Source organism: Haloarcula sp. Atlit-47R (genome assembly GCF_003665985.1).
Classification (GTDB): domain Archaea; phylum Halobacteriota; class Halobacteria; order Halobacteriales; family Haloarculaceae; genus Haloarcula; species Haloarcula taiwanensis.
On sequence record NZ_QPLQ01000004.1, the window covers coordinates 99,964 to 121,539 of the forward strand.

Annotated in this window: 23 protein-coding genes and 2 tRNA genes; 18 read left to right on the forward strand and 7 right to left on the reverse strand. The window is 64.7% G+C overall.

Annotated elements, in window-relative coordinates:
* Positions 1 to 8: 8 nt before the first annotated feature.
* The 6 genes from DVK00_RS15295 (at position 9) to DVK00_RS15320 (ending at position 4,728) form a co-directional block, all read left to right on the forward strand.
* Positions 9 to 791, forward strand: a complete 783-nt coding sequence (locus DVK00_RS15295; RefSeq protein WP_121577964.1) for a DUF5803 family protein — start codon at positions 9 to 11, stop codon at positions 789 to 791.
* Positions 792 to 866: 75 nt separating this feature from the next.
* The gene (locus DVK00_RS15300) at positions 867 to 1,709 is read left to right on the forward strand and encodes an NOP5/NOP56 family protein (protein ID WP_121513752.1); all 843 of its coding nucleotides are present in this window, start codon (positions 867 to 869) and stop codon (positions 1,707 to 1,709) included.
* A complete protein-coding gene (locus DVK00_RS15305) occupies positions 1,706 to 2,338 on the forward strand; it encodes a fibrillarin-like rRNA/tRNA 2'-O-methyltransferase (RefSeq protein WP_101350050.1) in 633 nt (210 codons plus the stop codon). Before DVK00_RS15300 ends, DVK00_RS15305 begins: the two co-directional genes overlap by 4 nt.
* A 106-nt stretch (positions 2,339 to 2,444) precedes the next feature.
* The gene (locus DVK00_RS15310; RefSeq protein WP_101350051.1) at positions 2,445 to 3,524 is read left to right on the forward strand and encodes a glutamate--cysteine ligase; all 1,080 of its coding nucleotides are present in this window, start codon (positions 2,445 to 2,447) and stop codon (positions 3,522 to 3,524) included.
* 90 nt (positions 3,525 to 3,614) lie between these two features.
* Complete coding sequence (locus tag DVK00_RS15315) at positions 3,615 to 4,169, forward strand: winged helix-turn-helix domain-containing protein (RefSeq protein WP_101350052.1); 555 nt, start codon at positions 3,615 to 3,617, stop codon at positions 4,167 to 4,169.
* A 70-nt stretch (positions 4,170 to 4,239) separates the two neighbouring features.
* Entirely contained in the window at positions 4,240 to 4,728 is a 489-nt protein-coding gene (locus DVK00_RS15320; RefSeq protein ID WP_121513754.1) for a phosphopantetheine adenylyltransferase, read from the forward strand.
* Here the strand turns inward: DVK00_RS15320 and DVK00_RS15325 are convergent, their stop codons facing one another.
* Positions 4,729 to 5,037: a cyclin gene (locus DVK00_RS15325; protein WP_101350054.1), complete on the reverse strand. Its 309-nt coding sequence runs from the start codon at positions 5,035 to 5,037 to the stop codon at positions 4,729 to 4,731.
* Between the two features lie 86 nt (positions 5,038 to 5,123).
* Between DVK00_RS15325 and DVK00_RS15330 the strand changes: the two genes are divergently transcribed.
* Positions 5,124 to 5,208, forward strand: a tRNA-Leu gene (locus tag DVK00_RS15330).
* A 193-nt stretch (positions 5,209 to 5,401) separates the two neighbouring features.
* Entirely contained in the window at positions 5,402 to 5,629 is a 228-nt protein-coding gene (locus DVK00_RS15335; protein ID WP_232794546.1) for a hypothetical protein, read from the forward strand.
* 136 nt (positions 5,630 to 5,765) lie between these two features.
* Here the strand turns inward: DVK00_RS15335 and DVK00_RS15340 are convergent.
* Positions 5,766 to 5,850, reverse strand: a tRNA-Leu gene (locus tag DVK00_RS15340).
* A gap of 131 nt (positions 5,851 to 5,981) precedes the next feature.
* Between DVK00_RS15340 and DVK00_RS15345 the strand changes: the two genes are divergently transcribed.
* Genes DVK00_RS15345 through DVK00_RS15355 form a run of 3 tightly spaced genes read left to right on the forward strand, consistent with a single transcriptional unit; the run spans position 5,982 to position 8,242 of the window.
* On the forward strand, positions 5,982 to 6,485 hold the full coding sequence (locus DVK00_RS15345) for a multiprotein-bridging factor 1 family protein (protein ID WP_053968180.1): 504 nt from the start codon (positions 5,982 to 5,984) through the stop codon (positions 6,483 to 6,485).
* Positions 6,486 to 6,523: 38 nt separating this feature from the next.
* Positions 6,524 to 7,651, forward strand: coding sequence for an acyl-CoA dehydrogenase family protein (locus tag DVK00_RS15350; RefSeq protein ID WP_101350056.1), 1,128 nt, complete (start codon positions 6,524 to 6,526; stop codon positions 7,649 to 7,651).
* A 48-nt stretch (positions 7,652 to 7,699) separates the two neighbouring features.
* Positions 7,700 to 8,242 (forward strand): HAD family hydrolase, encoded by a 543-nt coding sequence (locus DVK00_RS15355; RefSeq protein WP_101350057.1) that lies wholly within the window; start codon positions 7,700 to 7,702, stop codon positions 8,240 to 8,242.
* Here the strand turns inward: DVK00_RS15355 and DVK00_RS15360 are convergent.
* Positions 8,221 to 8,448 carry a DUF5822 domain-containing protein gene (locus DVK00_RS15360; protein WP_004961369.1) on the reverse strand — a complete coding sequence of 76 codons (228 nt, stop codon included), beginning with the start codon at positions 8,446 to 8,448 and terminating at the stop codon, positions 8,221 to 8,223. The genes DVK00_RS15355 and DVK00_RS15360 overlap by 22 nt on opposite strands.
* Positions 8,449 to 8,545: 97 nt before the next feature.
* Here DVK00_RS15360 and panB point away from each other — a divergent pair, with 97 nt between their 5' ends.
* On the forward strand, positions 8,546 to 9,355 hold the full coding sequence (gene panB / locus DVK00_RS15365; protein WP_101350058.1) for a 3-methyl-2-oxobutanoate hydroxymethyltransferase: 810 nt from the start codon (positions 8,546 to 8,548) through the stop codon (positions 9,353 to 9,355).
* A gap of 6 nt (positions 9,356 to 9,361) precedes the next feature.
* Here panB and coxB read toward each other — a convergent pair whose 3' ends face one another.
* Complete coding sequence (gene coxB / locus DVK00_RS15370) at positions 9,362 to 10,081, reverse strand: cytochrome c oxidase subunit II (RefSeq protein ID WP_121512300.1); 720 nt, start codon at positions 10,079 to 10,081, stop codon at positions 9,362 to 9,364.
* Positions 10,082 to 10,257: 176 nt separating this feature from the next.
* On the opposite strand from coxB, the gene DVK00_RS15375 reads away from it, so the two are divergent.
* Together DVK00_RS15375 and DVK00_RS15380 are read left to right on the forward strand one after the other, a co-directional pair.
* The gene (locus DVK00_RS15375) at positions 10,258 to 12,540 is read left to right on the forward strand and encodes a DUF6789 family protein (RefSeq protein ID WP_121537540.1); all 2,283 of its coding nucleotides are present in this window, start codon (positions 10,258 to 10,260) and stop codon (positions 12,538 to 12,540) included.
* Between the two features lie 3 nt (positions 12,541 to 12,543).
* Positions 12,544 to 13,065 carry a hypothetical protein gene (locus DVK00_RS15380; RefSeq protein WP_101350060.1) on the forward strand — a complete coding sequence of 174 codons (522 nt, stop codon included), beginning with the start codon at positions 12,544 to 12,546 and terminating at the stop codon, positions 13,063 to 13,065.
* 22 nt (positions 13,066 to 13,087) lie between these two features.
* On the opposite strand, the gene DVK00_RS15385 is transcribed toward DVK00_RS15380, so the two are convergent.
* The gene (locus DVK00_RS15385) at positions 13,088 to 13,903 is read right to left on the reverse strand and encodes a heme-copper oxidase subunit III (RefSeq protein WP_101350061.1); all 816 of its coding nucleotides are present in this window, start codon (positions 13,901 to 13,903) and stop codon (positions 13,088 to 13,090) included.
* A 105-nt stretch (positions 13,904 to 14,008) separates the two neighbouring features.
* Here DVK00_RS15385 and bioB point away from each other — a divergent pair, with 105 nt between their 5' ends.
* Genes bioB through bioD form a run of 4 tightly spaced genes read left to right on the forward strand, consistent with a single transcriptional unit; the run spans position 14,009 to position 18,164 of the window.
* Complete coding sequence (bioB, locus tag DVK00_RS15390) at positions 14,009 to 15,124, forward strand: biotin synthase BioB (protein WP_121577965.1); 1,116 nt, start codon at positions 14,009 to 14,011, stop codon at positions 15,122 to 15,124.
* A 2-nt stretch (positions 15,125 to 15,126) separates the two neighbouring features.
* Positions 15,127 to 16,209, forward strand: coding sequence for a transcriptional regulator (locus DVK00_RS15395; protein WP_101350063.1), 1,083 nt, complete (start codon positions 15,127 to 15,129; stop codon positions 16,207 to 16,209).
* A gap of 21 nt (positions 16,210 to 16,230) precedes the next feature.
* Positions 16,231 to 17,433, forward strand: a complete 1,203-nt coding sequence (locus DVK00_RS15400) for an aminotransferase class I/II-fold pyridoxal phosphate-dependent enzyme (RefSeq protein ID WP_121577966.1) — start codon at positions 16,231 to 16,233, stop codon at positions 17,431 to 17,433.
* On the forward strand, positions 17,430 to 18,164 hold the full coding sequence (gene bioD / locus DVK00_RS15405) for a dethiobiotin synthase (RefSeq protein WP_101350065.1): 735 nt from the start codon (positions 17,430 to 17,432) through the stop codon (positions 18,162 to 18,164). Before DVK00_RS15400 ends, bioD begins: the two co-directional genes overlap by 4 nt.
* A gap of 194 nt (positions 18,165 to 18,358) precedes the next feature.
* Here bioD and DVK00_RS15410 read toward each other — a convergent pair whose 3' ends face one another.
* Complete coding sequence (locus tag DVK00_RS15410) at positions 18,359 to 19,435, reverse strand: phosphotransacetylase family protein (protein ID WP_101350066.1); 1,077 nt, start codon at positions 19,433 to 19,435, stop codon at positions 18,359 to 18,361.
* Positions 19,432 to 21,537, reverse strand: coding sequence for an acetate--CoA ligase alpha subunit (acs, locus tag DVK00_RS15415; RefSeq protein WP_121577967.1), 2,106 nt, complete (start codon positions 21,535 to 21,537; stop codon positions 19,432 to 19,434). Before acs ends, DVK00_RS15410 begins: the two co-directional genes overlap by 4 nt.
* Positions 21,538 to 21,576 lie beyond the last annotated feature (39 nt).

The following is a 21,576-nucleotide window of genomic DNA, read 5'->3' on the forward strand; positions in this document are numbered from 1 at the left end:
TTCGAGCCATGAAACGCCGCCACCTCCTGCTGGTCGCCGTTCTCGCACTGGTCGCCCTCTCGGGCTGTACCGGCTTCTTCGGCTCCGAAGAGGTCGACCCGGAGCGGCTGAACGAGAACGCGAGCTACGACTGGAACACCTCGGCAGACGGGACCATCGTCATCGAGGAGTCGAAATACACCGCCGTCTACGCCGTCGAAAACGAGACGACGTTCGACGTGTACACCGTCGACGGCCTCGGGCGCGAGCGGAGCGTCCCCATCAGTGCGCTTCGGTTCCGGTACGAGAACGGAACTGTCGTTAGCGCCGCCAACTCCTCGCTGAGCGCCTCGGAAACCCGCCAGCGAACGACTGTCAATCTCTCCGGGAACGTCTCCGGAAAAGTGGGGTACTCAGTTGGGCGGACCGGCAAGCGCTTCGCCTCCCCGACCCTCGTCGAAGACGGATCGTACACGGTCGTACTCCCGCCCAACACTGGGGCTGGGATACCGTTCCTCTCACGGATTAGCCCGGGTGGCTACGAGTCCGAGACCGTCGACGGCCAGCAGGTCATCCGCTGGGACGAGGTGACCGCCGACCAGATTATCGTCCGGTACTACCTCGACCGTGACCTGTGGCTGTTCGGCGGCCTGTCGGCCATCGCCATCGTCATCGGCGTCGTGGGAACGCTGTACTACTACCGACAGCTACAGGCGGTGATTCGCCGACGCAAGGAGGCCGGTATCGACCTCGAAGAAGAGGACGGCGACGACGACCCGCGGGACCGCGGGCCGCCGCCAGGAATGCGCTGAGGGCGGAACGGGACTGAGCACGGTTCGCAGACGCTAACCGGGTCACTTTTTCGCATCCGGCGTGCACACACGGCTATGAGCAACGGGTGGTTCGCCGGGCTGGACCCGGACGACGACGCGGCCGCTGTCGAACAGATAGCGGCCGGGCGAGCCGACACGCCGGAAGACTGGCCACAACAGGCCGTCGCGGCGGGGTTCGCAGACGATGAAGCGGCCTACTACGACCGGCTGCACGAGGTGACGATGGCGGCCACCAGCGCGGCGGTCGCCGAACAGGAGGGCGCTGACGACCAGCAGCTTGTCCACGCGGTGCGGGCGATGGCCGACTGCGAACGCACGGCGAATGAACTCTCCGAACGGGTCGCTGAATGGGGCGGAAGCCGATACGGCGACAGCGGAAGCGGCGTCGAGTACGCCCGCTCACTGGCCGACCGGGAGGACGAGGACGAGGGCGACACGGCACTTCGAGCGCTCGCCGAGCAGACGGCCGGGCTGGCCGACGAGGCGGACTCGCTTCGGGCGTACATCGAGCGGACCGCGCCCGCCGTTGCGCCGAACCTCTCGATGCTGGCCGGACCAGTGCTGGCGGCCCGGCTCATTTCACTGGCCGGCGGCCTCGAAGCGCTGGCGAAGAAACCGAGCGGGACGGTGCAGGTTCTCGGGGCGGAAGACGCGCTCTTTGCCCACCTCAAGGGGAACGCACCGTCGCCGAAACACGGCGTCATCTTCACCCACGAGTACGTGCGCGGAACTCGCCGGGAGGACCGCGGGTCGGCCGCGCGAGCACTCGCCGGGAAGCTCTCGATTGCCGCCCGTATCGACCACTACAGCGGCGACCGCCGGCCGGACCTGCAGGCGGAACTCGACGACCGAATCGAACGGATTCAGGCACGAGCCGAGGAGGGAGACGACGAATGACGCTGCCAAACGGCGTCGAACGCCACGACTTCGGCGGCGAGGCGAGCCTCGCCACACAGGGACAGCCGGTGTACGGCGAGCGGACCGACGGCGACTGGCGGCGGTGGGACCCCCACCGCTCGAAGCTCGGCGCGATGCTCGAACAGGGAATGGACACCGGCCTCGACGGCGGCGAGACGGTGCTGTATCTCGGTGCGGCGGCCGGGACAACGGTGAGCCACGTCGCCGACTTCTGTGGCCCGACTTACGCCGTCGAGTTCGCCCCTCGGCCGGTTCGGGAACTGCTCGACGCCGCGGAGAGCCGTCCGAACCTCTTCCCGCTGCTCAAGGACGCCCGCAAGCCCGGGAGCTACGCCCACGTCGTCGAACCGGTCGATGTCGTCGTGCAGGACGTGGCGACAAGAGGGCAGGCCCGGGTGGCGGCGCTCAACAAGCGGTTCCTCGGCGACAACGGCCGGCTCCTCGCGGCGATCAAGGCCCGGAGCGAGGACGTGACCGCCGACCCCGACACTGTGTTCGACAGCGTCCGCGAGGAACTCAGCGCCGAGTACGAACTGCTTGAGACGGCGCGTCTGGACCCGTATCACGAGGATCACCTCGGTATCGTTGCCCGGCCCCGCGAGGACTGATTCGGTCCCTTCTGCTCACGCGACTTACTTCACGCGCGGACCAGTTATGCGGGCTGTGCGGGCAGGGACGGAAGGCTTTAGCGGGTCGATTCCGATGTGCTGAGTAATGGACGCGACGGGTTCTGCCGAGCATTTTACCCGGATGGGGACGCTCGGCATCGAGGAAGAGTTCTACGTCGTCGACGAGTTCGGTCGCCCGACGTCTGGCACGGACGAGCTCGTCTACGAAACGGAGCCGCCAGCGGTTCTCGACGGCCGGCTCGATCACGAACTGTTCAAGTGCGTTATCGAGACACAAACACCGCGTATCGACGATCCGGCGGACGCCGGTGACCACCTCCGGTCGGTCCGGGATGCGCTGGTCGGCCACGCCGACGCGAACGGGTTCGGGGTCGCCGCCGCGGGCCTGCATCCGCTGGCGAAGTGGCGCGAACTCGAACACGCCGAGAAGCCACGCTACAAGTCACAGCTGGACCGCATCCAGTATCCACAGCACCGCAACACGACCGCGGGCCTGCACGTCCACGTCGGTGTCGACGACGCCGATAAGGCCGTGTGGGTGGCGAACGAACTCCGCTGGCATCTCCCGCTGATGCTCGCGCTGTCGGCCAACTCCCCGTACTGGAACGGCTTCGACACCGGGTTGCAGTCCGCTCGCGGAAAGATCTTTGAGGCCCTGCCCAACACTGGGATGCCGACGGCGTTCGACGATTACGACGCCTTCGAGGCGTACGAGCGGCGGATGCTCGAAACGGGCAGTATCGACGACCGGGGCGAACTTTGGTTCGACGTGCGACCCCACTCCGGCCACGGCACCGTCGAAGTGCGTGCGCCGGACGGGCAGGCCGATCCGGACCGCGTGCTTGCCTTCGTCGAGTACGTCCACGAACTCGTCGTCGACCTCGCTGAGCGCTACGAGGACGGCGAATCCGGCCGACAACTCCGCCGAGAGTTCCTCGACGAGAACAAGTGGCGCGCGATCCGTCACGGCCAGTCCGCGGACCTGCTGTCGCGCGATCTTTCGACCACACGCTCTGTCGAAGAACTGGTCGAAATCGAGAGTGACCGACTTGATATCGATGGTTTGTGGGAGCTGTATGACCGCGAAAGCGGCGCAGAGCGACAGCGCCGGCTTCGCTCGGAGGAGGGTGTCATGGCGCTCGCGGACTCACTGCGACTGGCCTGACCTGGGACCGGAACCGGCTGATTGGCACGGCAGAGAGCTATAGCCAAGGTTTTTATTCAGCTGTAGCTTTTGTCCTCACAGAGACAACGTATGTCTGCAGACGACACCGACCACGACGACCTCGAGGACACAGACGATGTCCGTGACCGAATCGAGCAGGAGGCAGACCGCGCGGTCGAGCAGTTCGACGAAGGGATTGTCGACCTGCTGGCGTGGGTCCTCGACACGGAGACGCGGGCGCGGATCTACGTTCACTTGCGACAGCAGCCCGAAAGCACCAGCGAGGAGATAGCCGAGGGGACCGGCCTGTATCCGAGCACTGTCCGCGAGGCCCTGGCCGCGCTCACCGAGGAAGAGGTTGTAACGCGTCAAAAGCGTGAGAGCGACGGCGCGGGCAACAACCCCTACGAGTACAGCGCCATCTCGCCGAGCGACCTCGTCAACACCATCGTCGGTGACATCCAGTCGGAACTGAACACGGTGTTCAACCTCGACGATCACATCGGTGGCGAAACGACACTAGAACCTGACGACGAGCCGGTAACGATCTCTGTCGAGGATGCGAACGACGACGCCGACGCGAGCGAAGATACTGGCAGCGACGAGGGCGGATCTGAGGACGAGAACGACGACGCCGACGTGTAGTCAAACCCCGCTCAAGCGAGCTGTTTCGCAAGTCGATATTACTAAACCTACCCGTGCCGTTGCCCGGGATATGAATGTCGCGCTGGGGGGAACGTTCGACCCGATTCACGACGGACACCGCGCGCTGTTCGAACGCGCATTCGAACTCGGGGACGTGACAGTCGGCCTCACCAGCGACGACCTCGCGCCGAAGACGCGCCACGACCAGCGCCACGTTCGCCCGTTCAGCGAACGGCAATCCGCACTCGCCGACGAACTCGCGACGCTCGCCGCTGAGAAAGGGCGCGAGTGGGAGGTCCGGGAACTCACCGAGCCGACCGGCATCGCCACGGAGCCGCAGTTCGACACGCTCGTCGTCTCGCCCGAGACAGAGACTGGCGGCCGCCGAATCAACGAAATCCGCGAGGAACGGGGCCACGACCCGCTCGAAATCGAAGTCGTCCCGCACGTCCGCGCCGAAGACGGCGACATCATTTCGTCGACCCGGATCGTCAAGGGCGAAATCGACGAACACGGGAACCTCACCCCGAACCGCACTGGCCGACAAAACATTCCGTAGCTACCAGCCCGGCGCTTCGAGTCCGGCTGTCTCCAGCAGGTCCTTCCAGCGTTGCTGAATCGTCAACCGGGAGACGCCCGTCGCCTCTGCGACGGCTGACTGGGAGCGCTCCTCACCGGCAACCAAGGCACCGACGTACACGCTGGCCGCCATCGTCGCCTGTTTCGATCGGTCTTCCTCCGGGACTGTCGAGAGAAACAGGTCGACCGCGTGGGACCGCGCCGCCGTCCCGAGGTCGAGCCTGTCCGACGCTGTTTCGATGTCGGACAACCACGTATCGTGCTCGATGCGGTCACTGGCGCGGTACATATCACTCCATTGCTCCCCCTCCCACCTAAACCTTCGTCGCCGGCAAGCGAAGGGTTCTTGATGCCAACGCGGATATCGACTGGTGCGCGCGGGTTGCCGAGCCAGGCCAAAGGCGTAGCGCTTAGGACGCTATCCCGTAGGGGTCCGCCGGTTCGAATCCGGTCCCGCGCACTTCTCGGCTTGAACAACTCGTGAGTGGCGTGAATGCGGAATGAGGATTCGAACCCTGCAAAGAACGCGCAGCGAACCGTTGTGAGCGAGCATTTCTTGCTCTGGTTCGAATCCGGCCTGGACACTCCGACTACAGACTCCGCCCTCGGTGTCAGACCTGATTCCCACACCGCAGGAATCGCAACTGCCGCTTATGAGGAATGTCCGCCTCGTTCCAAACGAGGGACTGACGATGTCGGTGTATGACCCACTCCGTGACCCGTCTGCTCGCCCCGCGGGAGCAACTCGCTTCGACTATGCGGTCGACGATGCGGACAACCCGACGGAGCTCACCGTCTTCAGCGATCAGGACGGTGAGCTCCCGACTCACTGGATTTCGGTCGACATCGAGCACGCTGTCGCGCTCGACGAGATGCGGTGAGCGAGGCGTGCGCTCGCTCGGGACACGTCTCTCGATTTCTTGAGAACGGACTGGACGGCGAACGCTCTGGAAGCGTTGTGTCCGAAGTAAGTTTGCGTGGGTGCAGTCCCAAGGGAATGCACCTGCACTCTGAGAGTGCGTGGGACCGGATTCGAACCGGCGGACCCCTACGGGACAGCGCCCTCAACGCTGCGCCGTTGGCCTGGCTTGGCTACCCACGCGCGCTCTTGCTTAGTGCATTCAACTGTTCCCGGTGGGTAAATAAAAGCGCTTTCGTTTAGAGCCGCCCCGGGAGGGTGTGACACTCGGTCGAACCGGACGTTTGAAATATCACGAAACCGCTACGGGGGGCATGGCCAAATACTCGACCGGCAGTGGTGGCGACAGCGCCGGCGGGAGCTGTGAGCTCTGCGGTAGCGACGGCGGCGACCTCCAGACCGCGAACGTCGCTGGTGCGACCCTCCAAGTGTGTGACAGCTGTGCACGTGACCACGGGGAAAACGAGCGAACGACGGGTAGTGACAGCTCGCGCGACGAGCAGAACCGGAAACGCAAAGCCGCACAGAACGCGGCGAAGCTACAGGACGCACAGCAAGCCGACACGTCTCACTGGGAGGACGGCGCTGATTACGACGACGACCAGCTCCCGTATCTGGTCAGCAAGTACGGCGAGCGCGTGACAGAGGCGCGCCAAGACGAGGGACTGCAGACGAGTGAACTGGCCGAGGAGCTCGATCTGGACGAAGCGGACATCCTCGCTGTCGAGCAAGGGCGCGCGACGCAGGCGAACGTCGGCGGGTCGACGATCAAGGCGCTCGAACAGTACCTCGACATCGACCTCGTCGAGTCCAGCTGACCCCCTGATATTTTGCCGACTCCGGCGTAACTGTTGGTATGGATCTCTCCGCTGAGCAGCGAGCCATCCGTGACACCGTTCGAGAGTTCGCCGTCGAGGATATCCGCCCGAAAGCCGCCGATGCCGACCGTGAGCAGTCCTTTCCCGAAGAGTGCTGGGACGGGCTCGCAGATATCGACATCACTGGACTGACGACGCCAGCCGAATACGGCGGCTTCGACGCCGACAAGCCGACGTACGCGCTGGTCAACGAGGAACTCGCGTATGGGTCGCTTGCGGTCGCGACGGCGCTGTCTGTCCACTGCCTCGCGACCTCATGTATCGCACAGTTCGGCTCCAAGGCAGTGCAAGACGACTGGCTCCCGGAGATGGTCGACGGCCGCCCGGTCGGCGCGTTCGCGCTCTCAGAACCACAGGCGGGGTCGAATCCGCGGGAGATGTCAACGACCGCTCGACGGGACGGTGACGAGTACGTCATCAACGGCGAGAAGCAGTGGATAACCAACGGCAAACGGTCTGGCGTCGTCATCGTCTTCGCGAAGACCGACCCCGACGACCCCGACTCGATAACGCAGTTTCTGGTGCCGAAAGACACCGACGGGCTCACCGCCGGCGAAAAAGAGGACAAGCTCGGCCTCCGTGCGAGCGACACGACCCCCCTCCAGTTCGACGGCGTCCGCGTGCCCGAGCGCTACCAACTGACTGAGGAAGGCAAAGGGCTGGCCGCAGCGCTGTCGATTCTGACGACCGGCCGGGTCGCTATCGCCGCTCAGGCGGTCGGCCTCGCACAATCCGCGCTCGACGAGGCCCTCGACTACGCCACGGAACGCGAACAGTTCGACCAGCCGATCAGCGAGTTCCAGGCGATTCAGCACAAACTCGCGGACATGGCGACGAATGTGCAGGCCGCGCGATTACTGACGTGGAACGCCGCACAGCAACTAGAACGCGGCGAGCAGCCGAGAGCGGCAGCGAGCATGGCGAAGTACTTCGCAAGTGAGACAGCGGTCGATGTGGCGAACGAGGCGATCCAGATCCACGGCGGCTACGGGTACACGACCGACTACCCCGTCGAGCGCTTCTACCGCGACGCGAAGGTGACGACTATCTACGAGGGGACCAGCGAAATCCAGCAAAACATCATCGCACAGGACTTGCTGGAGTGAGTCCAAGAGTGCGAAGCGGTTTTGCGGGCGTCGGCCGTACCACTGTATGTGACACACGACGCCGTCATCTACGACCTTGACGGGACGCTCGTCAGGCTGGCTGTCGACTGGGGGACGGTGACCAGCGACGTTGCGACGGTCCTGCGCGACCGAAACGTCGACCCTGGGGCCCGCGACCTCTGGGAGATGCTGACGCTGTCCTCGGAGACTGGCCACCGTGACGCCGTCGAAGCGACGATCACCGACCACGAGCGGACCGGTGCGCACGAGTCGGAGCGACTGGCGCTCGCCGAGGGGCTCCCACACAGCGTCCCTGTCGGCGTGTGCTCGCTCAACGCAGAGGAGGCGTGCCAGCTGGCGCTGGACGTTCATGACCTCGACAGTTACGTTGGCCCGGTCGTCGGCCGTGACACCGTCGCGTCATCGAAACCGGATCCGGAGGGACTGCTGGCGATCGCCGACGAAATCGGGGTCGATCCCGGTGCAGCCGTATTTGTCGGCGATTCAGAGAGCGACGCGACGGCCGCCCAGCGGGCCGGGATGGCCTTCGAGTGGGCGAGCGAGTTCGATCAGGCCCGGTACCGCGCGTAGAGGTAGACACAGACGGCCGTCAGGAACCAGATGAGCGCGCCGACGCGGACCGCGAACAGCGCCCGCGCGGTCCATGTCTGAAGCGTGACCGCGGTTGACGCGAGGACGACGAGCGGCGAGCCGACGAGAATCGTCGTCACGAACGTGACCTGCATTACCCACCCGAAATCTACGCCGTCCGGGTCCGTCTTCTCGACTGTTGGCACGTCCGATGGTACAGCTAGGTGGGGCAAGCGCCTTGCGATTTCCTGACCGAGTCGCGCAACCCGAACAGGTAAGGCGGAGGCGCGCCCCCGCTCGGATATGCCAACTGTCCGGGATCTGCAGGCGATGGCTGGTGAGGAGCCGATCACGATGCTGACAGCGTACGATGCCGTGACCGCGAGCATCGTAGATGACACCGGTGTGGACATCATTCTCGTCGGCGACAGTATGGGGAACGCCGTTCTCGGTCACGACGACACGCTCCCGGTCACCCTCGACGAGATGGCGTCCCGGGTCGGCGCGGTCGCACGCGGCGCAGACGACGCCTTGGTCGTCGCCGATATGCCGTTTCTCTCCTTCGGCGCAGACGAGAGCGAGAGCATCCAGAACTGCGGACGAATGTTGAAAGAGGAGGGTGCGAACGCGGTCAAGCTCGAATCAGGGCCACATACGGTCGAGCTGACTGAGCGACTGACGGAGCTGGGCATCCCGACGATGGCCCACCTCGGGCTCACGCCCCAGAGCGTGAACCAGACCGGCTACACCAGACAGGCGACCGGCCGGGAGGAGGCCGAGGAAATCCTCGACCTCGCGCGAGAACACGAGGCCGCCGGCGCGTTCGCGCTGGTGCTCGAACACATCCCGGCCAACCTCGCCGCTCAGGTTACTGAGACCGTCGACATCCCGACCATCGGCATCGGAGCCGGCGGCGACTGCGACGGCCAGGTGCTCGTGTTCACCGACGTGGTTGGCCTCTCTGAGCGGAGTCCCCCCTTCGCCGAGCAGTTCGGTGACGTTCGCGGTGAGGTGGCCAACGCTGTCGACGAGTATATCGACGCCGTCGAGTCTGGCGAGTTCCCGGGCGAGTCACACAGCCACACCGAAGACGAACTCGACGACCTGTACTGAGAAGGCTCAGCCCGCCGTGGCCGTCCGGTTCTCCAGCCAGGCGTCGTAGGCCGATTGGTTCTTGACGACAACAGTGGCGTCCATCTTGCTGTGGCCGGCCCCGCACATCTCGGCGCAGTACAGCCGGTACTCGCCGGGGTCGGTGGCGCGCGTTCTGGCTGTCATCGTCCGGCCGGGGAAGATATCCTGTTTGACGCCCAGTTGCGGGATATAGATCGCGTGAATCACGTCCGTCGTTTGCAGCCTGAACGTGACGTTCCTGTCCGCGGGAAGGACCAGCCGTTCTTCAGTCGTGACGTTCGCCTCTGCGTAGGCGAACTCCCAGCCCCACTGGTAGGCGAGCACGTCTATCTCGGTGTCGTCCGCGAAGGCGTCGTCCCCGTCGGCGGCCTGGGCCGCCGCGGGCGTGATGTAGGGGTTCGCCATCACCACGAACGCCGAGACGCCGACGAAGACGAGTATCGCGCCCGTCGCGGCCGTCCAGGTCACCTCTAGCGCCGGGTCGTCGACCGTCGGTTGCGGGTCGTCGTTGTTCCGGAACCGGTAGATCACGTACACGAGCGTGAGTTCGACGAACAATGTCAGCGGCAGAGCGACGTACAGGAGCTGTTCGTTGAGGTCGTCGATAGCCGCCCTGTTGACCGACTGCGCTGTGGCCGGCGCAGCAAGTAGCGAGAGTCCGACCACGACAAGACTTGCCTGTATCACGCGCCGTCGGAGACGCATTGTCACACTGTACCAATTCGCATGTCAAATAACTTGCCCAAGCCACGGACATAGAGGCCGTGACTGCTACGGACCCAAGCCCCCTGCGTAGTTTTATGACCGTGGGCCTGTCAGAAAGTGGTAACGTATAGCATGACTGACCGAGCACTCGTCCCGGCGTGCCGAGCCACAGACAGATGCTGAACAGGGCTATCGTCGAGGGGACCGCCCTGGCCGTGCTGGCGCTGGCGGTGCTTCTTCTGTGGCTCCGGGAGCGGCAGAAAGCACGACCGGAGAGCGACGGCGGCTACACGACCCGAGAGGAGATTGAATTCGAAATCGGTCGACTCCAGTCTGAAGTGTACCGCTGGCTGACGACAACGGACCACCGGGATATCGGTCTGCTCTACATCGCGTTCGGCACTGCCGCCGGTCTATGGGGCGGTGTCGACGCGATGATGCTCCGGACAGAACTGCTGACGCCGCCGGCGGACATCTGGACGCCGGAAACGTACAACGCGCTGTTTACAACGCACGGGCTGACGATGCTGATATTCTTCGTCCTGCCCGTGTTCTTTGGCATCGGGAACTACGTCCTGCCGCTGCTCATCGGGGCCGACGATATGGCATTTCCGCGGGTCAACGCCGTCGGGTTCTGGCTCTTGCCCCCGGCGCTGCTGCTCGTCCGGATGGGCCTCCTGATTCAGGTGCTGGGCCAGGTGCTGAACCTGGTGCTCCCGGCGGAGGCCATCCGGTTTTTCCTCACGATGCGGGAGGTGAGCGTCGGCTGGACGCTGTACGCCCCGCTGTCGGTCCAGCAACCGAACCCACAGATTGACCTGCTGTTGCTCGGCTTGCATCTCTCCGGCATCGCCACCACGGTCGGAGCCATCAACTTCATCACCACAATCGTCTACGAGCGCGGTGAGGGCGTCAGCTGGGCAAATCTCGACATCTTCTCGTGGAATATGCTTGTCACAAGCGGGATTGCGCTGTTCGCCTTCCCGCTGCTCGGGAGCGCTCTCGTGATGCTCCTGCTCGACCGGAACCTCGGGACGGCCTTCTTCGCCACCGAAGGCGGCGGTGCCATCCTCTGGCAACACCTGTTCTGGTTCTGGGGCCACCCCGAAGTGTACATCCTCTTTCTCCCGGCGACGGGGCTGATGAGCCTCATCCTGCCGAAGTTCGTCGGCCGCAAACTGTTCGGCTACCAGTTCATCGTCTACTCGACGCTGGGGCTCGGCGTCCTCTCCTTTGGCGTCTGGGCCCATCACATGTTCACGACAAGTGCTGACCCGCGGGTCAAACTCTCCTTTATGGCCGTCTCCATCGCCATCGCCGTCCCGAGCGCCATCAAGGTGTTCAACTGGATCACGACGATGTGGGAAGGGGACATCCGGCTGACTGCGCCATTTATTCTGTGTGCCGGCGGCATCGGGACGTTCATCGTCGGCGGCGTCACCGGCGTGTTCCTCGCCGTCATCCCCGTCGACATCCTCTATCACGGGACCTACTACGTCGTCGGGCACTTCCATCTCATCGTCGTCGGTATCATTCCGTTCCTGATGATCGCCGCGAGCTACTACTGGTACCCGCTCATCACCGGCCGGTGGTACGACACGCGGCTGGCGCGGTTCCAGTCGCTGCTCATCGTCTTTGGCTCGTTCGTGACGTTCATGACGTTGCTGGTCATCGGCGGGCTGGGGCTCCCGCGGCGGCAGGCCATCTACCCGCCGGAGTACCAGTTCGCCCAGCAGATTGCGACGGTGGGCGGCTACGTCATCGGCCTGAGCGCCCTGCTGTGGCTGTACAACATGCTTGTCTCCTACTGGCGGGGGACGCCCGTGACGACGACGGACCCGTGGGGGCTGAAGGCGACGAACCAGTTCACCCGCGAGTGGCAGTGGTTCGAACAGCGGCTGATGGACAAGTACGACATGGAGCCGACGGAGCCGGAGACGACGCGGCGCTCCTACGCCCCTGAAGCCGAACCGACTGGGCTGGCCGGCGGCGTCGGCACCGTCGCCCAGACGGTCTCTCGGAACGCCTGGATGGCCGCAGCCGGCGGCTTCGTCGGGACAGTCCTGATGAGTGGCGGACTTATTACAGCGATACTCATCGGCGTCCTCGACCCCGTCTCGTTCGGTGAAATCGCCGAACTGGTCGGACTGCCCGCGAGCCCGGCCATCGGCGCAGTCCTGTTCCTCATCGGCGGGACCGTCACCTGGCCGCTCCTGTTCCTTGCGTTCTCCGACTACCTCCCCGGTCGCCTGCTGTTCGAAACCGGGCTGGTGTTTGCGACGCTCATCTCCAGCGGGTTCGCCATCGCCTTCTACACCGGCCAGAGCGGGCTCGCGTTCGTCGGCTACCTCACCTTCGTCGTCGTCTCCCACTGGGCGTACGGCATCGGGCTGACCGTGACCTTCCAGTATCTCAAATCGGACGAGGTGCTACAGACCCGGACCGATGGGGGCGGCTGACAGATGAGCGACGGCGCTGACTCGTTCGTGTTCCAGTATCTCGCGCCCTTCGTCGGCGTCCTGCTCATCGCAGTCGGTATCGCCGGAGCCGTGCCCGGCGGCTACGCAATTATCGAACCGGAGCTGGAGAACTGCGGAAACCCGACTATCGGCGTGGAAGGGCCGGAGGAGACCGCCGAGCGGTTCGGTGGGGACGAGGGGCCGCGGCTCCCACAGGTAACCTTCGAAGACCTCTCTTCGGCAGAGCAGACGGCGTTTCTGACGGCTGTAGACGACCCGGTCGGTGAGGAACAAGTCGTCGGTAGCGTACCCAACGCCGATGCTTTCCGTCGCGGGTCTATCGTTACCTACGAGGGCGAGCGGTACTACGTTACTCTCGTCGCCGAGAACACCTGTTTCGCGGCCGCGCCGCTCCAGTTTCCGCTCGGCGTGTTCGCCATTGCGCTGGGCTTTCTCGGCATCTTGGCCCCGCCCCTGTACCGGCGACTGGTGCGGCTAGAACAGCGGGCCGGCCGGTCGAAGTAGCGACCATACACTCGGCGTTCATTCAGAGCGCAGCGCCGACGTAGAGGACGACAACGAGGACCACCCACACGAGGTCGACGAAGTGCCAGTAGAGCGACGTGGTCCGGATAGCCGTGTCCCGCTCGGGCGTGTAGTGGCCCCGGAGCGCGCGACCGAACGCGATACCGAGCAGCAGGACGCCGAGCGCGACGTGCAGGCCGTGGAGGCCGGTCAGGCCGTAGAACGCGCTCCCGAACGCCCCCGAGCCGATGCCGAAGCCCTCCACGGCAACGAACTCGTAGTACTCGTACACCTGTCCGCCGAGGAAGACGACGCCGAGCGCGAGCGTCACCCCGAGCAGGCCGAGGAACCGCTTCCGGTTTCCGTCTTCGAGTGCCTCATGCCCGTAGTGGAGCGTCACACTGCTAGCGAGAAGTAGCGCCGTGTTGACGACCACGAGCGAGCCGAGCAGCGGCGGGAGGTGGGCCGGCGGCCACGACCCGGCCCGGATGACGGCGTAGTAGACGAAGCCAGCGGCGAACGTCGCCACGTCGGAGACGAGGAACAGGATCATCGTCGTGGCGTACAGGTCTGCGCTGGAGTCTCCGGGCCGCTGCAGGTAGTCGGCGATGAACGCCTCGTTGGCCCAGCCAGCGAGCCCCGCGACGAGACCGCCCGCGCCGAGTACGCCTAGCGCGAGCGGGACTACGGTCGGAACCAGGTCCAGCCCGACGAACACCAGACCAACGCTCAGATACAGCGACGCGGCACCGATTGCAGCGACGAGCGGCCATCGACTCCGGTGTTCGTGGCCGTCTTCGGCGACGTGTTCGGTTCCCGTCTCCGTCGAACCAGCCATGCGGGTCTGTAGCACCGGGGCTGGTAAAACCGTACCCCCGCGGCTGACACATCCATCGCCGGACTCACCCGAATCTTTATCAGACCGTCAACCGACACCGAGAGTGTGGTTTACGAGACGGGCAACCAAACGGTAGACGACGCCGTCGCCCGCGTGCTTGACGGCGAACACCTCGACCGCCGGGACGGGCTAGCACTCATCGCACAGCCGGTCGACGACTTGGCGGCCGGGGCCGACTACGTCCGCACGCAACTGGGCGACGACACGGTTGATGCGTGTTCAATCGTAAACGCCAAAGCCGGCAACTGCGCGGAAGACTGTGGCTTCTGCGCCCAGTCGGTCCACTTCGACACCGGCATCGACAACTACGGCTTCCTCGGCCCCGAGAAGATACTGGAGGCCGCACAGCGGGCAGAGCGCGACGGCGCACAGCGGTTCGGAATCGTCGTCGCCGAGAAGGGCGTCTCGAAGGAGAACCGCCCGGAGGAGTGGGAGGAGGTCCTCGAAGCCATCCGCCTCGTCCGTGACGAGACGGACGTGGAGGTCGACGCCAGCCTCGGCATCCTCACGGAGGAGGAAGCGGCGATTCTGGCCGACGAGGGGCTGAACCACTACAATCACAACATCGAGACCTCGCCCCGATACTTCCCGGAGGTCGTCCAGACCCACACCTTCGAGAAGCGGGTCGAGACGCTCCGGGTCGCCAAGGACGCCGGCATGGACCTATGTGCCGGCGTAATTCTTGGGATGGGCGAGTCCCCGACGGACCGAGTCGACGCGGCGATGGCCCTGCAAGATATCGGGATCTCCTCGCTTCCGGTGAACATCCTGAACCCGGTCGCTGGAACCCCCATGGCCGAACAGGGGCTGCCCGACATCACGACCGAGGAGGTCGTCAAGACCATCGCAGTGTATCGCCTGCTCCATCCCGAATCCCGCGTGCGCCTGACCGGCGGGCGCGAGGTAAATCTCGATACGGACGGACAGGTGGCCGCACTGGAGGCCGGCGCGGACGGCATTCTCACTGGTGACTACCTCACTACTGAGGGCCAGACGGCCGCCGACGACCTCGAAATCATGGCGGAGGCCGGGCTCGAACCGAACACCGAAGCAAACGAGTTCGACCCCGAGGCGGTCAAAGAACGCGCGACCGACGAGACAGACACCGAGACGGCGGCAGGAACAGCACAGACCAAATCAGAGCTCAAATCCGACGACTGACAATGGACGACATACGCTTTGCAGTGCTTGGAACCGGTGGTATCGGACGGCGGACGCTCGAAGTCTCACAGCACAAGGACGGCCTCACCGCCGTCGCGGCCTGTGACCGCAACGGCGTGGCGATCGACCACGACGGTCTCGACGTGGACGAACTGCTGGCGGCGACGGAAGGCAATATCGCGAGTGGGCCACAAGACGGCGGATTCGACGACGACGTTGCGACCGACGGCGGCGCGGCCGCCGCCAAATCCGACGGCGTCAAACAGCACGGCGAGGAGGCCGGCATTATCGCAAGCGAACAGGGGAAACCCACAGAAACGCCCATCGACGACGTTATCCACGAGAGCGACGCTGTCGACGCCGTTCTGCTGGCACTGCCGAACCTCGAACACGATTTCATCCCGCGCGTGGCCGAGCGCTTCGCTGAGGCCGACTACGAGGGAGTCATGATAGATGTGCTCAAGCGCTCCCGCGTCATCGGGATGCTCGACGACCGCGAGGCGAAACTGAAGGAGTCGGGCATCACGTTCGTCTGCGGGGCGGGCGCGACCCCCGGCTTCCTGACCGGCGCGGCGGCGCTCGCCGCCCAGTCCTTCGTCGAGGTCGAGGAAGTCGAGATCTGGTGGGGCGTCGGCCTCAAGTCCGGCTACGAGGACAACCGGGGGACGGTCCGGGAGGACATCGCCCATCTCGACGGCTACGACATCGAGACAGCCCGGGAGATGAGCGAAGCAGAAATCGAGGAACTCATCGACGAACACGACGGCGTGCTTGAGTTCCACGACATGGAGCACGCCGACGACGTGCTACTGGAGCGTGCGGGCATCTGTGACGCCGAGGACGTCCACGTTGGCGGCGTCCTCGACGTGCGCTCGGACGAGAAACCGACCACGACGACGGTCAGCGTGACGGGCACAACATTCGACGGAGAAACGGGAACGAATACCTTCGAATTGGATGATGTGACGAGCATGGAGGCCAACGTCAACGGGCCGGCACTGGGTTATCTGAAAGCCGGCGTCCGCAACAACCGCGCCGGGCACTACGGTGTGTTCGGCCCTGCCGACCTGATGCCCGGCTTCTGAAACCGCTTGATTCTGTTTTTCATGACTCACGGCTTCGATTTGAACGACCGACTCGAACAGCGCGAGGCACAGAACCTCCGCCGGCATCTGGAAGTCGCCGAGTCCGTCTCGGCGCGGACCCGCTTTGCCGACGACCCGAAGGGAGAACCACCGGAATTCGGGGACGAGGCCGCCGTCTTCGCCTCGAACAACTACCTCGGGCTGGCCGACGACAGCCGGGTCCAGCGAGCGGCCGAACTTGGCGCACGGACTGTCGGGACCGGCGCAGGGGCCTCACGGCTGGTCACTGGTGACACGCGGGTCCACCGCCGGCTGGAGCGCGACCTCGCGGCCTCGAAACGGACCGAGCGAGCCCTGGTGTTCTCGTCGGGCTACGCGGCCAACATCGGAACTATCGACGCGCTGGCCCCGGATGTCGTCTTTTCGGACGAACTGAACCACGCCTCGATTATCGACGGCTGTCGCGTCGGGGCGAGCGAGACGGTCGTTTACAACCACTGCGACCCGGACGACCTCCGGGCGAAACTGGACACGCGAGCGGCCGATGTCGACGGGGACGAACAGTGGCTCGTGGTCACCGATTCTGTGTTCTCGATGGACGGAGATATCGCGCCCCTGTCGGCTATCTGCGACGCCGCCGACGAGTACGGCGCGTGGGTGATGGTCGATGAGGCACACGCGACGGGGTTGTTCAGTGACAGCGGTGGCGGTGTCGTCCAGCGCGAGGGGCTGAGTGACCGCGTCGATGTGCAGTTGGGCACGCTCTCGAAGGCATTGGCGAGCCAGGGTGGCTATATCGCCGGCGACAAAGTGCTTATTGAATACCTGCTGAACGCCGCGCGGTCGTTTGTCTTCTCGACCGGCCTATCGCCACCGAACGCCGCGGCGGCTCAAGAGGCGCTGCGAATCGCTCGCGAGACTGACCGTACGACGGCACTCTGGGACACCGTGGCGACACTCAGGGACGGGCTGGAGACCATGGGCTACGAGGTGCTTGGCGAGACGCATATTCTTCCGGTCGTCGTCGGCGACCGTAGGGACGCGCTGGAGCTGGCCGACCGCCTGCGCGACCACGGTATCGTTGCCCCTGCGATTCGGCCGCCGACGGTACCAGAGGGGACCGCTCGTATCCGGGTCGCGCCGATGGCGACACATACCGACGACGACATTGCGCGGTGTCTCGACGCTTTCCGAACCGCGGGCAAAGCGGTGGATGTGCTATGAGCGACACAAGTGGGGATTCGGGCTCTGACCGCGGGACTGGCCACATCGCTGCGGACGGCGTGTTTGTCGTCGGCACCGACACCGGCGTCGGCAAGACGGTTATGACCGCCGGGCTGACGGGCTGGCTACGGGACGCGGGTACGGAGGCGGTCGCTATCAAGCCCTGCCAGACCGGACATCCGCCGGACGACGACGCGGCGTTCGTCGAGTCCGTCTGCGGGACCGCGGACGCCGCAGTCTGTCTGGAACGGTTGTCGCCGCCACTGGCACCGGAAGTGGCCGCGAGAGAATCAGCCGAGGATGTCACGCTTTCCTACGAGGCGATTCGCGACGGGGTCGCCGACATCGTAGCAGGGAGCGAGACAGCCGTCGTCGAAGGTATCGGCGGCCTGCGTGTCCCGCTGGCGGACGGTCGAGAGGTCATCGACCTCGTCGGGGATGTCGGGCTTCCTGCGCTGGTCGTCGCCCGTTCGGGGCTTGGCACGCTCAATCACACGGCGCTAACAGTCCAGGCGCTCCGCCGGAGAGGCGTGCCAGTCGTCGGTGTCGTGCTCAACGAATACGAAGGTGCGACGACCGCAGAACGCACGAATCCGGAGGTAATCGAGCGGATGACTGGATGTGCCGTCTGGTCCGTTCCACCGCTTGACATCGAACCGGCGGACTGCGTGGTTGACGTCCTCAGAACGCATCTCCCGCAGTCAGTGTTACAGCCGGCTCTCAAGCAGTAGCTGTCGGTGCGTTGCCCAAGGGGATGGAACGGGGGCAGACCCCCGTCGTGTGACACTACGGAGCCGGTGAGGCTCCATCTGATGCTTGACTACCGATCACTAAAATAGTAAGGCACGTTTCATCTGGAGATTACCCCGTAGCGCGGGACCGTGTTCCGTTAGGAACGAACTAACCCCCAGCCGAAACGACGGTCCTACAGATCGACTGACAGCAGCGTTTCGATGTCGACACCGTCGTCAAGTAGCGTCTGCATACGGTCGACCGTTGCCTCGTTGCGCGTCTGCCCGGTTCGAAGTACCTCCTCAACCCTGTCTATCGTCGTCCGCGTATCCGACTGGACTGACAGCACTGGGACGTTTTTCTCGGCCGCCTGTCCGATAACCGCACTGGGGGGCTGGAACCCACCTGTGAGAAGGAGCGCCTTGATACCGGACGCTTCGAGGGCCGCGGTCTGGACCTCTGAGCGGTCACCGCCGGTGACGACGACGGCATCGCGCGTCCGCCGGAAGCGTTCGAGCGCGCTGCTCCCGCTCATTGCGCCGACGCTGAACCGCTCGACGTGTACGTCGGTGTTGGCATCGCCAGTGAGGATGTCCGCGCCGAGATTCCGGGCGAGGTCGGCAACGGTGACGCCGGCGAGCGAGCGGTCACGCGGCAGAATGCCGTGGACTGGAATCCCCTCGCCTTCGAGGAACGGAACCACGTCGTCTGCGAGTTCATCGACCGTCGCGTCGGTGACGCCGTTGAACAGGACGCCGTCCAGCCGGTCGCCGATTGCCCGGGCCGCAGACAGAATTTCGTCTGTGTCACTGGGCGTGTCGTAGCCGGTGACTAACAGCACGCGGGCGTCGAGCAGCTCCGCGATATCGATGTCAGTAAGATCGACGATACTGCCAGTCGCCAGATCGCTGCTCCCTTCGACAAGGAGCAGGTCGGTCCCGTCCGAGCACGCCTCGATACCCTCCTGCAGTCGCTTGCGGAGGTCATCCGGGTCCTCACGCCCGCGGATGGCTTCCTGAATGAACGTCGGCGAGTAGACGATGGGTTCCATGTCGTGGAGGTCGGTCTCCAGATCGAGCAGTTCGCGGGCGAGCATCGGGTCCTCGTCCCGCGTCTTGCCGACCGCGCTCCGCAGGCGCGTTCCCTTGGGCTTCATGTAGCCGACGTCGTAGCCCGCGTCGTGGGCGCGCGTCGCTAGCGCGAGCGTGATAGCCGTCTTGCCGATACCTTCCTCCAGTGACGTGACGAGTAGCGTGTTCGTGTCGGTCATAGTTTCTCCTGGTCGAGGGTGAGCCGCAGGTCGACCGCCTGCACCCCGTCGGGCGTCGCGACGAGGGGGTTGATGTCCAGTTCGACGATAGCGGGGAAGTCAGTGACGAGTTGCGAGAGCCGCTGGATGGTTTCGACGAGCGTCGCTTCGTCGACGGGGTCGCGGCCCCTCGCACCGCGCAACAGCGGTGCGGAGTCGATGTCGTCGAGCATCCCTCTTGCCTCGGTCTCGCTGACAGGGGCGACACTGACAGTGTTGTCTTCGAGCACCTCGACGAAAATACCGCCGAGGCCGAACAACAGCAGTGGCCCGAACTGCGGGTCGCGGTTCATTCCGAGGATCGTCTCGACGCCGTTGTCGAGGTCGACCATCTCCTGTACCTGAACGCCGAGAATCGTCGCGTCCTCCTGATAGTTGCGCGCCCTGACGACGAGGTCCTCGTAGGTATCTCGGACGTCTTCGACGGGGACACCGACCTCGACGCCGCCGATGTCCGACTTGTGCAGGATGTCCGGGCTGACGATTTTCATCACCACGTCGTCGCCGATCTCCTCCGCGATAGCCTCTGCTTCGACGGGTGAGGAGACGACATCGCCCTGCGGTGTCGGAATCCCGTACGCGTCAAGCAGTTCCATCGCTTCCACACCGAGCCGATTCGACCCGCGCCGGGCACCGGATTCGAGTATCTCGCGGGCCCGCTCGCGGTCCACGTCGAAGGTCGTCGGCTCCTCGTACTCGGTCGCCCTGATCTCACGATAGCGTCTGAGCGCGTCCAGACTCCCGACGGCGCGGGCCGGGTCGAAGTAGTTCGGCACGCCCGCCTCGCTCAGGACGTTCGCACCGGCATCGACCGACTTCCCGCCCATCAGTGTCGCCGCAACGGGCTTCTCGAACCGCTCCTGCTGCTCGACGACGCGTTCCGCGAGTTCCTCGAAGGAAAGCACTGCCGTCGGGCAGGCAACGACGACGGCCATCGAGACATTGTCGTCCGCCAGCACCGTTTCCAGTGCTGTCTCGAAGCGTTCCGCAGGCGCATCGCCGATGATGTCGACTGGGTTGTAGATGTTGGCCTCGTCGGGCATCTCCTCGCGGAGCCGGGAGAACGTCTCGTCACCGAACTGCGCGAGTTGCAGGTCCGAGTCGCCGACCGCGTCGGTCGTCATCACGCCGGGACCGCCGGCGTTCGTCACGATAGCGATTTCGTCTCCGTCCGGGAGCGGCTGGCCCGCGAGAATCTGGGCGTAGTCGAACAGTTCCTGTACGGATTCGACGCGGAGCGTCCCGGCTTTGTCGAGGCCCGCCTCGTAGGCCCGCTCCGATCCGGCCATCGCGCCGGTATGGGAGGCCGCCGCGCTCGCACCCGCGTCCGTCCGGCCGGACTTGACGAGGACAATCGGCGTGTCCTGTGTCACCTCACGAGCCGTCTGTACGAACGACGACCCGTCGTTGATGTCCTCAAGATAGCCCAGGATAACGTCGGTATCGGGGTCGTCGCCCCACTCGGCGACGAAGTCGCTCTCGTCGAGTACCGCCTTGTTCCCGAGCGAGACGATGTCTTTGAAGCCAACGTCGCGCTCGGCGGCCCAGTCCAGCACGGCGGTGATGAACGCGCCCGACTGGCTCATAAAAGAGATGTCGCCGTCGCTGGCCATCACATTGCCGAAGGTGGCGTTGAGCCCGACGGGTGTCGACATCACGCCGAGGCTGTTCGGGCCGACCAGATTCAGGTCGTATTCGCGGGCCGCCTCGCGGAGCCGTCGCTCGCGTTCGGCCCCGTCACTGCCGGTTTCACCGAAGCCAGCAGTAATAACGACGACGTTTTCGATACCCGCTTCCCCGGCGTTCTCGATGACATCGACCGCCACCGTCGGCGGCACGACGACGACGGCAACATCGACCGACCCAGGGTCATCCAGGCCGGCGAGGTTGTCGTAACACGGCAATCCATGTACTGCCTCTTTGTTCGGGTTCACGGCCACGACCTCCCCTGTAAACGAATCAAGCAGGTTCGTGGTGACCGCGTGACCGACGGACCCCTCCGAATCGGTCGCCCCGACCACTGCGACACGTTCCGGCGCAAACAACGTCGATAATCGTCCCATGCCTCTACTCGGTGGTTACAGTGGGGCCCGAATATATGT

What these genes read in the sequence shown, in the direction of transcription:
- DVK00_RS15400 (WP_121577966.1), top strand. Translation starts at nt 16,231, where the DNA reads ATGACTCACGGCTTCGATTTGAACGACCGACTCGAACAGCGCGAGGCA.
- DVK00_RS15315 (WP_101350052.1), top strand. Translation starts at nt 3,615, where the DNA reads ATGTCTGCAGACGACACCGACCACGACGACCTCGAGGACACAGACGAT.
- DVK00_RS15335 (WP_232794546.1), top strand. Translation starts at nt 5,402, where the DNA reads ATGAGGAATGTCCGCCTCGTTCCAAACGAGGGACTGACGATGTCGGTG.
- DVK00_RS15305 (WP_101350050.1), top strand. Translation starts at nt 1,706, where the DNA reads ATGACGCTGCCAAACGGCGTCGAACGCCACGACTTCGGCGGCGAGGCG.
- DVK00_RS15350 (WP_101350056.1), top strand. Translation starts at nt 6,524, where the DNA reads ATGGATCTCTCCGCTGAGCAGCGAGCCATCCGTGACACCGTTCGAGAG.
- DVK00_RS15325 (WP_101350054.1), bottom strand. Translation starts at nt 5,037, where the DNA reads ATGTACCGCGCCAGTGACCGCATCGAGCACGATACGTGGTTGTCCGAC.
- acs (WP_121577967.1), bottom strand. Translation starts at nt 21,537, where the DNA reads ATGGGACGATTATCGACGTTGTTTGCGCCGGAACGTGTCGCAGTGGTC.
- DVK00_RS15385 (WP_101350061.1), bottom strand. Translation starts at nt 13,903, where the DNA reads ATGGCTGGTTCGACGGAGACGGGAACCGAACACGTCGCCGAAGACGGC.
- DVK00_RS15375 (WP_121537540.1), top strand. Translation starts at nt 10,258, where the DNA reads ATGCTGAACAGGGCTATCGTCGAGGGGACCGCCCTGGCCGTGCTGGCG.
- panB (WP_101350058.1), top strand. Translation starts at nt 8,546, where the DNA reads ATGCCAACTGTCCGGGATCTGCAGGCGATGGCTGGTGAGGAGCCGATC.
- coxB (WP_121512300.1), bottom strand. Translation starts at nt 10,081, where the DNA reads ATGCGTCTCCGACGGCGCGTGATACAGGCAAGTCTTGTCGTGGTCGGA.
- DVK00_RS15300 (WP_121513752.1), top strand. Translation starts at nt 867, where the DNA reads ATGAGCAACGGGTGGTTCGCCGGGCTGGACCCGGACGACGACGCGGCC.
- DVK00_RS15345 (WP_053968180.1), top strand. Translation starts at nt 5,982, where the DNA reads ATGGCCAAATACTCGACCGGCAGTGGTGGCGACAGCGCCGGCGGGAGC.
- bioD (WP_101350065.1), top strand. Translation starts at nt 17,430, where the DNA reads ATGAGCGACACAAGTGGGGATTCGGGCTCTGACCGCGGGACTGGCCAC.
- DVK00_RS15380 (WP_101350060.1), top strand. Translation starts at nt 12,544, where the DNA reads ATGAGCGACGGCGCTGACTCGTTCGTGTTCCAGTATCTCGCGCCCTTC.
- DVK00_RS15310 (WP_101350051.1), top strand. Translation starts at nt 2,445, where the DNA reads ATGGACGCGACGGGTTCTGCCGAGCATTTTACCCGGATGGGGACGCTC.
- DVK00_RS15410 (WP_101350066.1), bottom strand. Translation starts at nt 19,435, where the DNA reads ATGACCGACACGAACACGCTACTCGTCACGTCACTGGAGGAAGGTATC.
- DVK00_RS15320 (WP_121513754.1), top strand. Translation starts at nt 4,240, where the DNA reads ATGAATGTCGCGCTGGGGGGAACGTTCGACCCGATTCACGACGGACAC.
- DVK00_RS15395 (WP_101350063.1), top strand. Translation starts at nt 15,127, where the DNA reads ATGGACGACATACGCTTTGCAGTGCTTGGAACCGGTGGTATCGGACGG.
- DVK00_RS15295 (WP_121577964.1), top strand. Translation starts at nt 9, where the DNA reads ATGAAACGCCGCCACCTCCTGCTGGTCGCCGTTCTCGCACTGGTCGCC.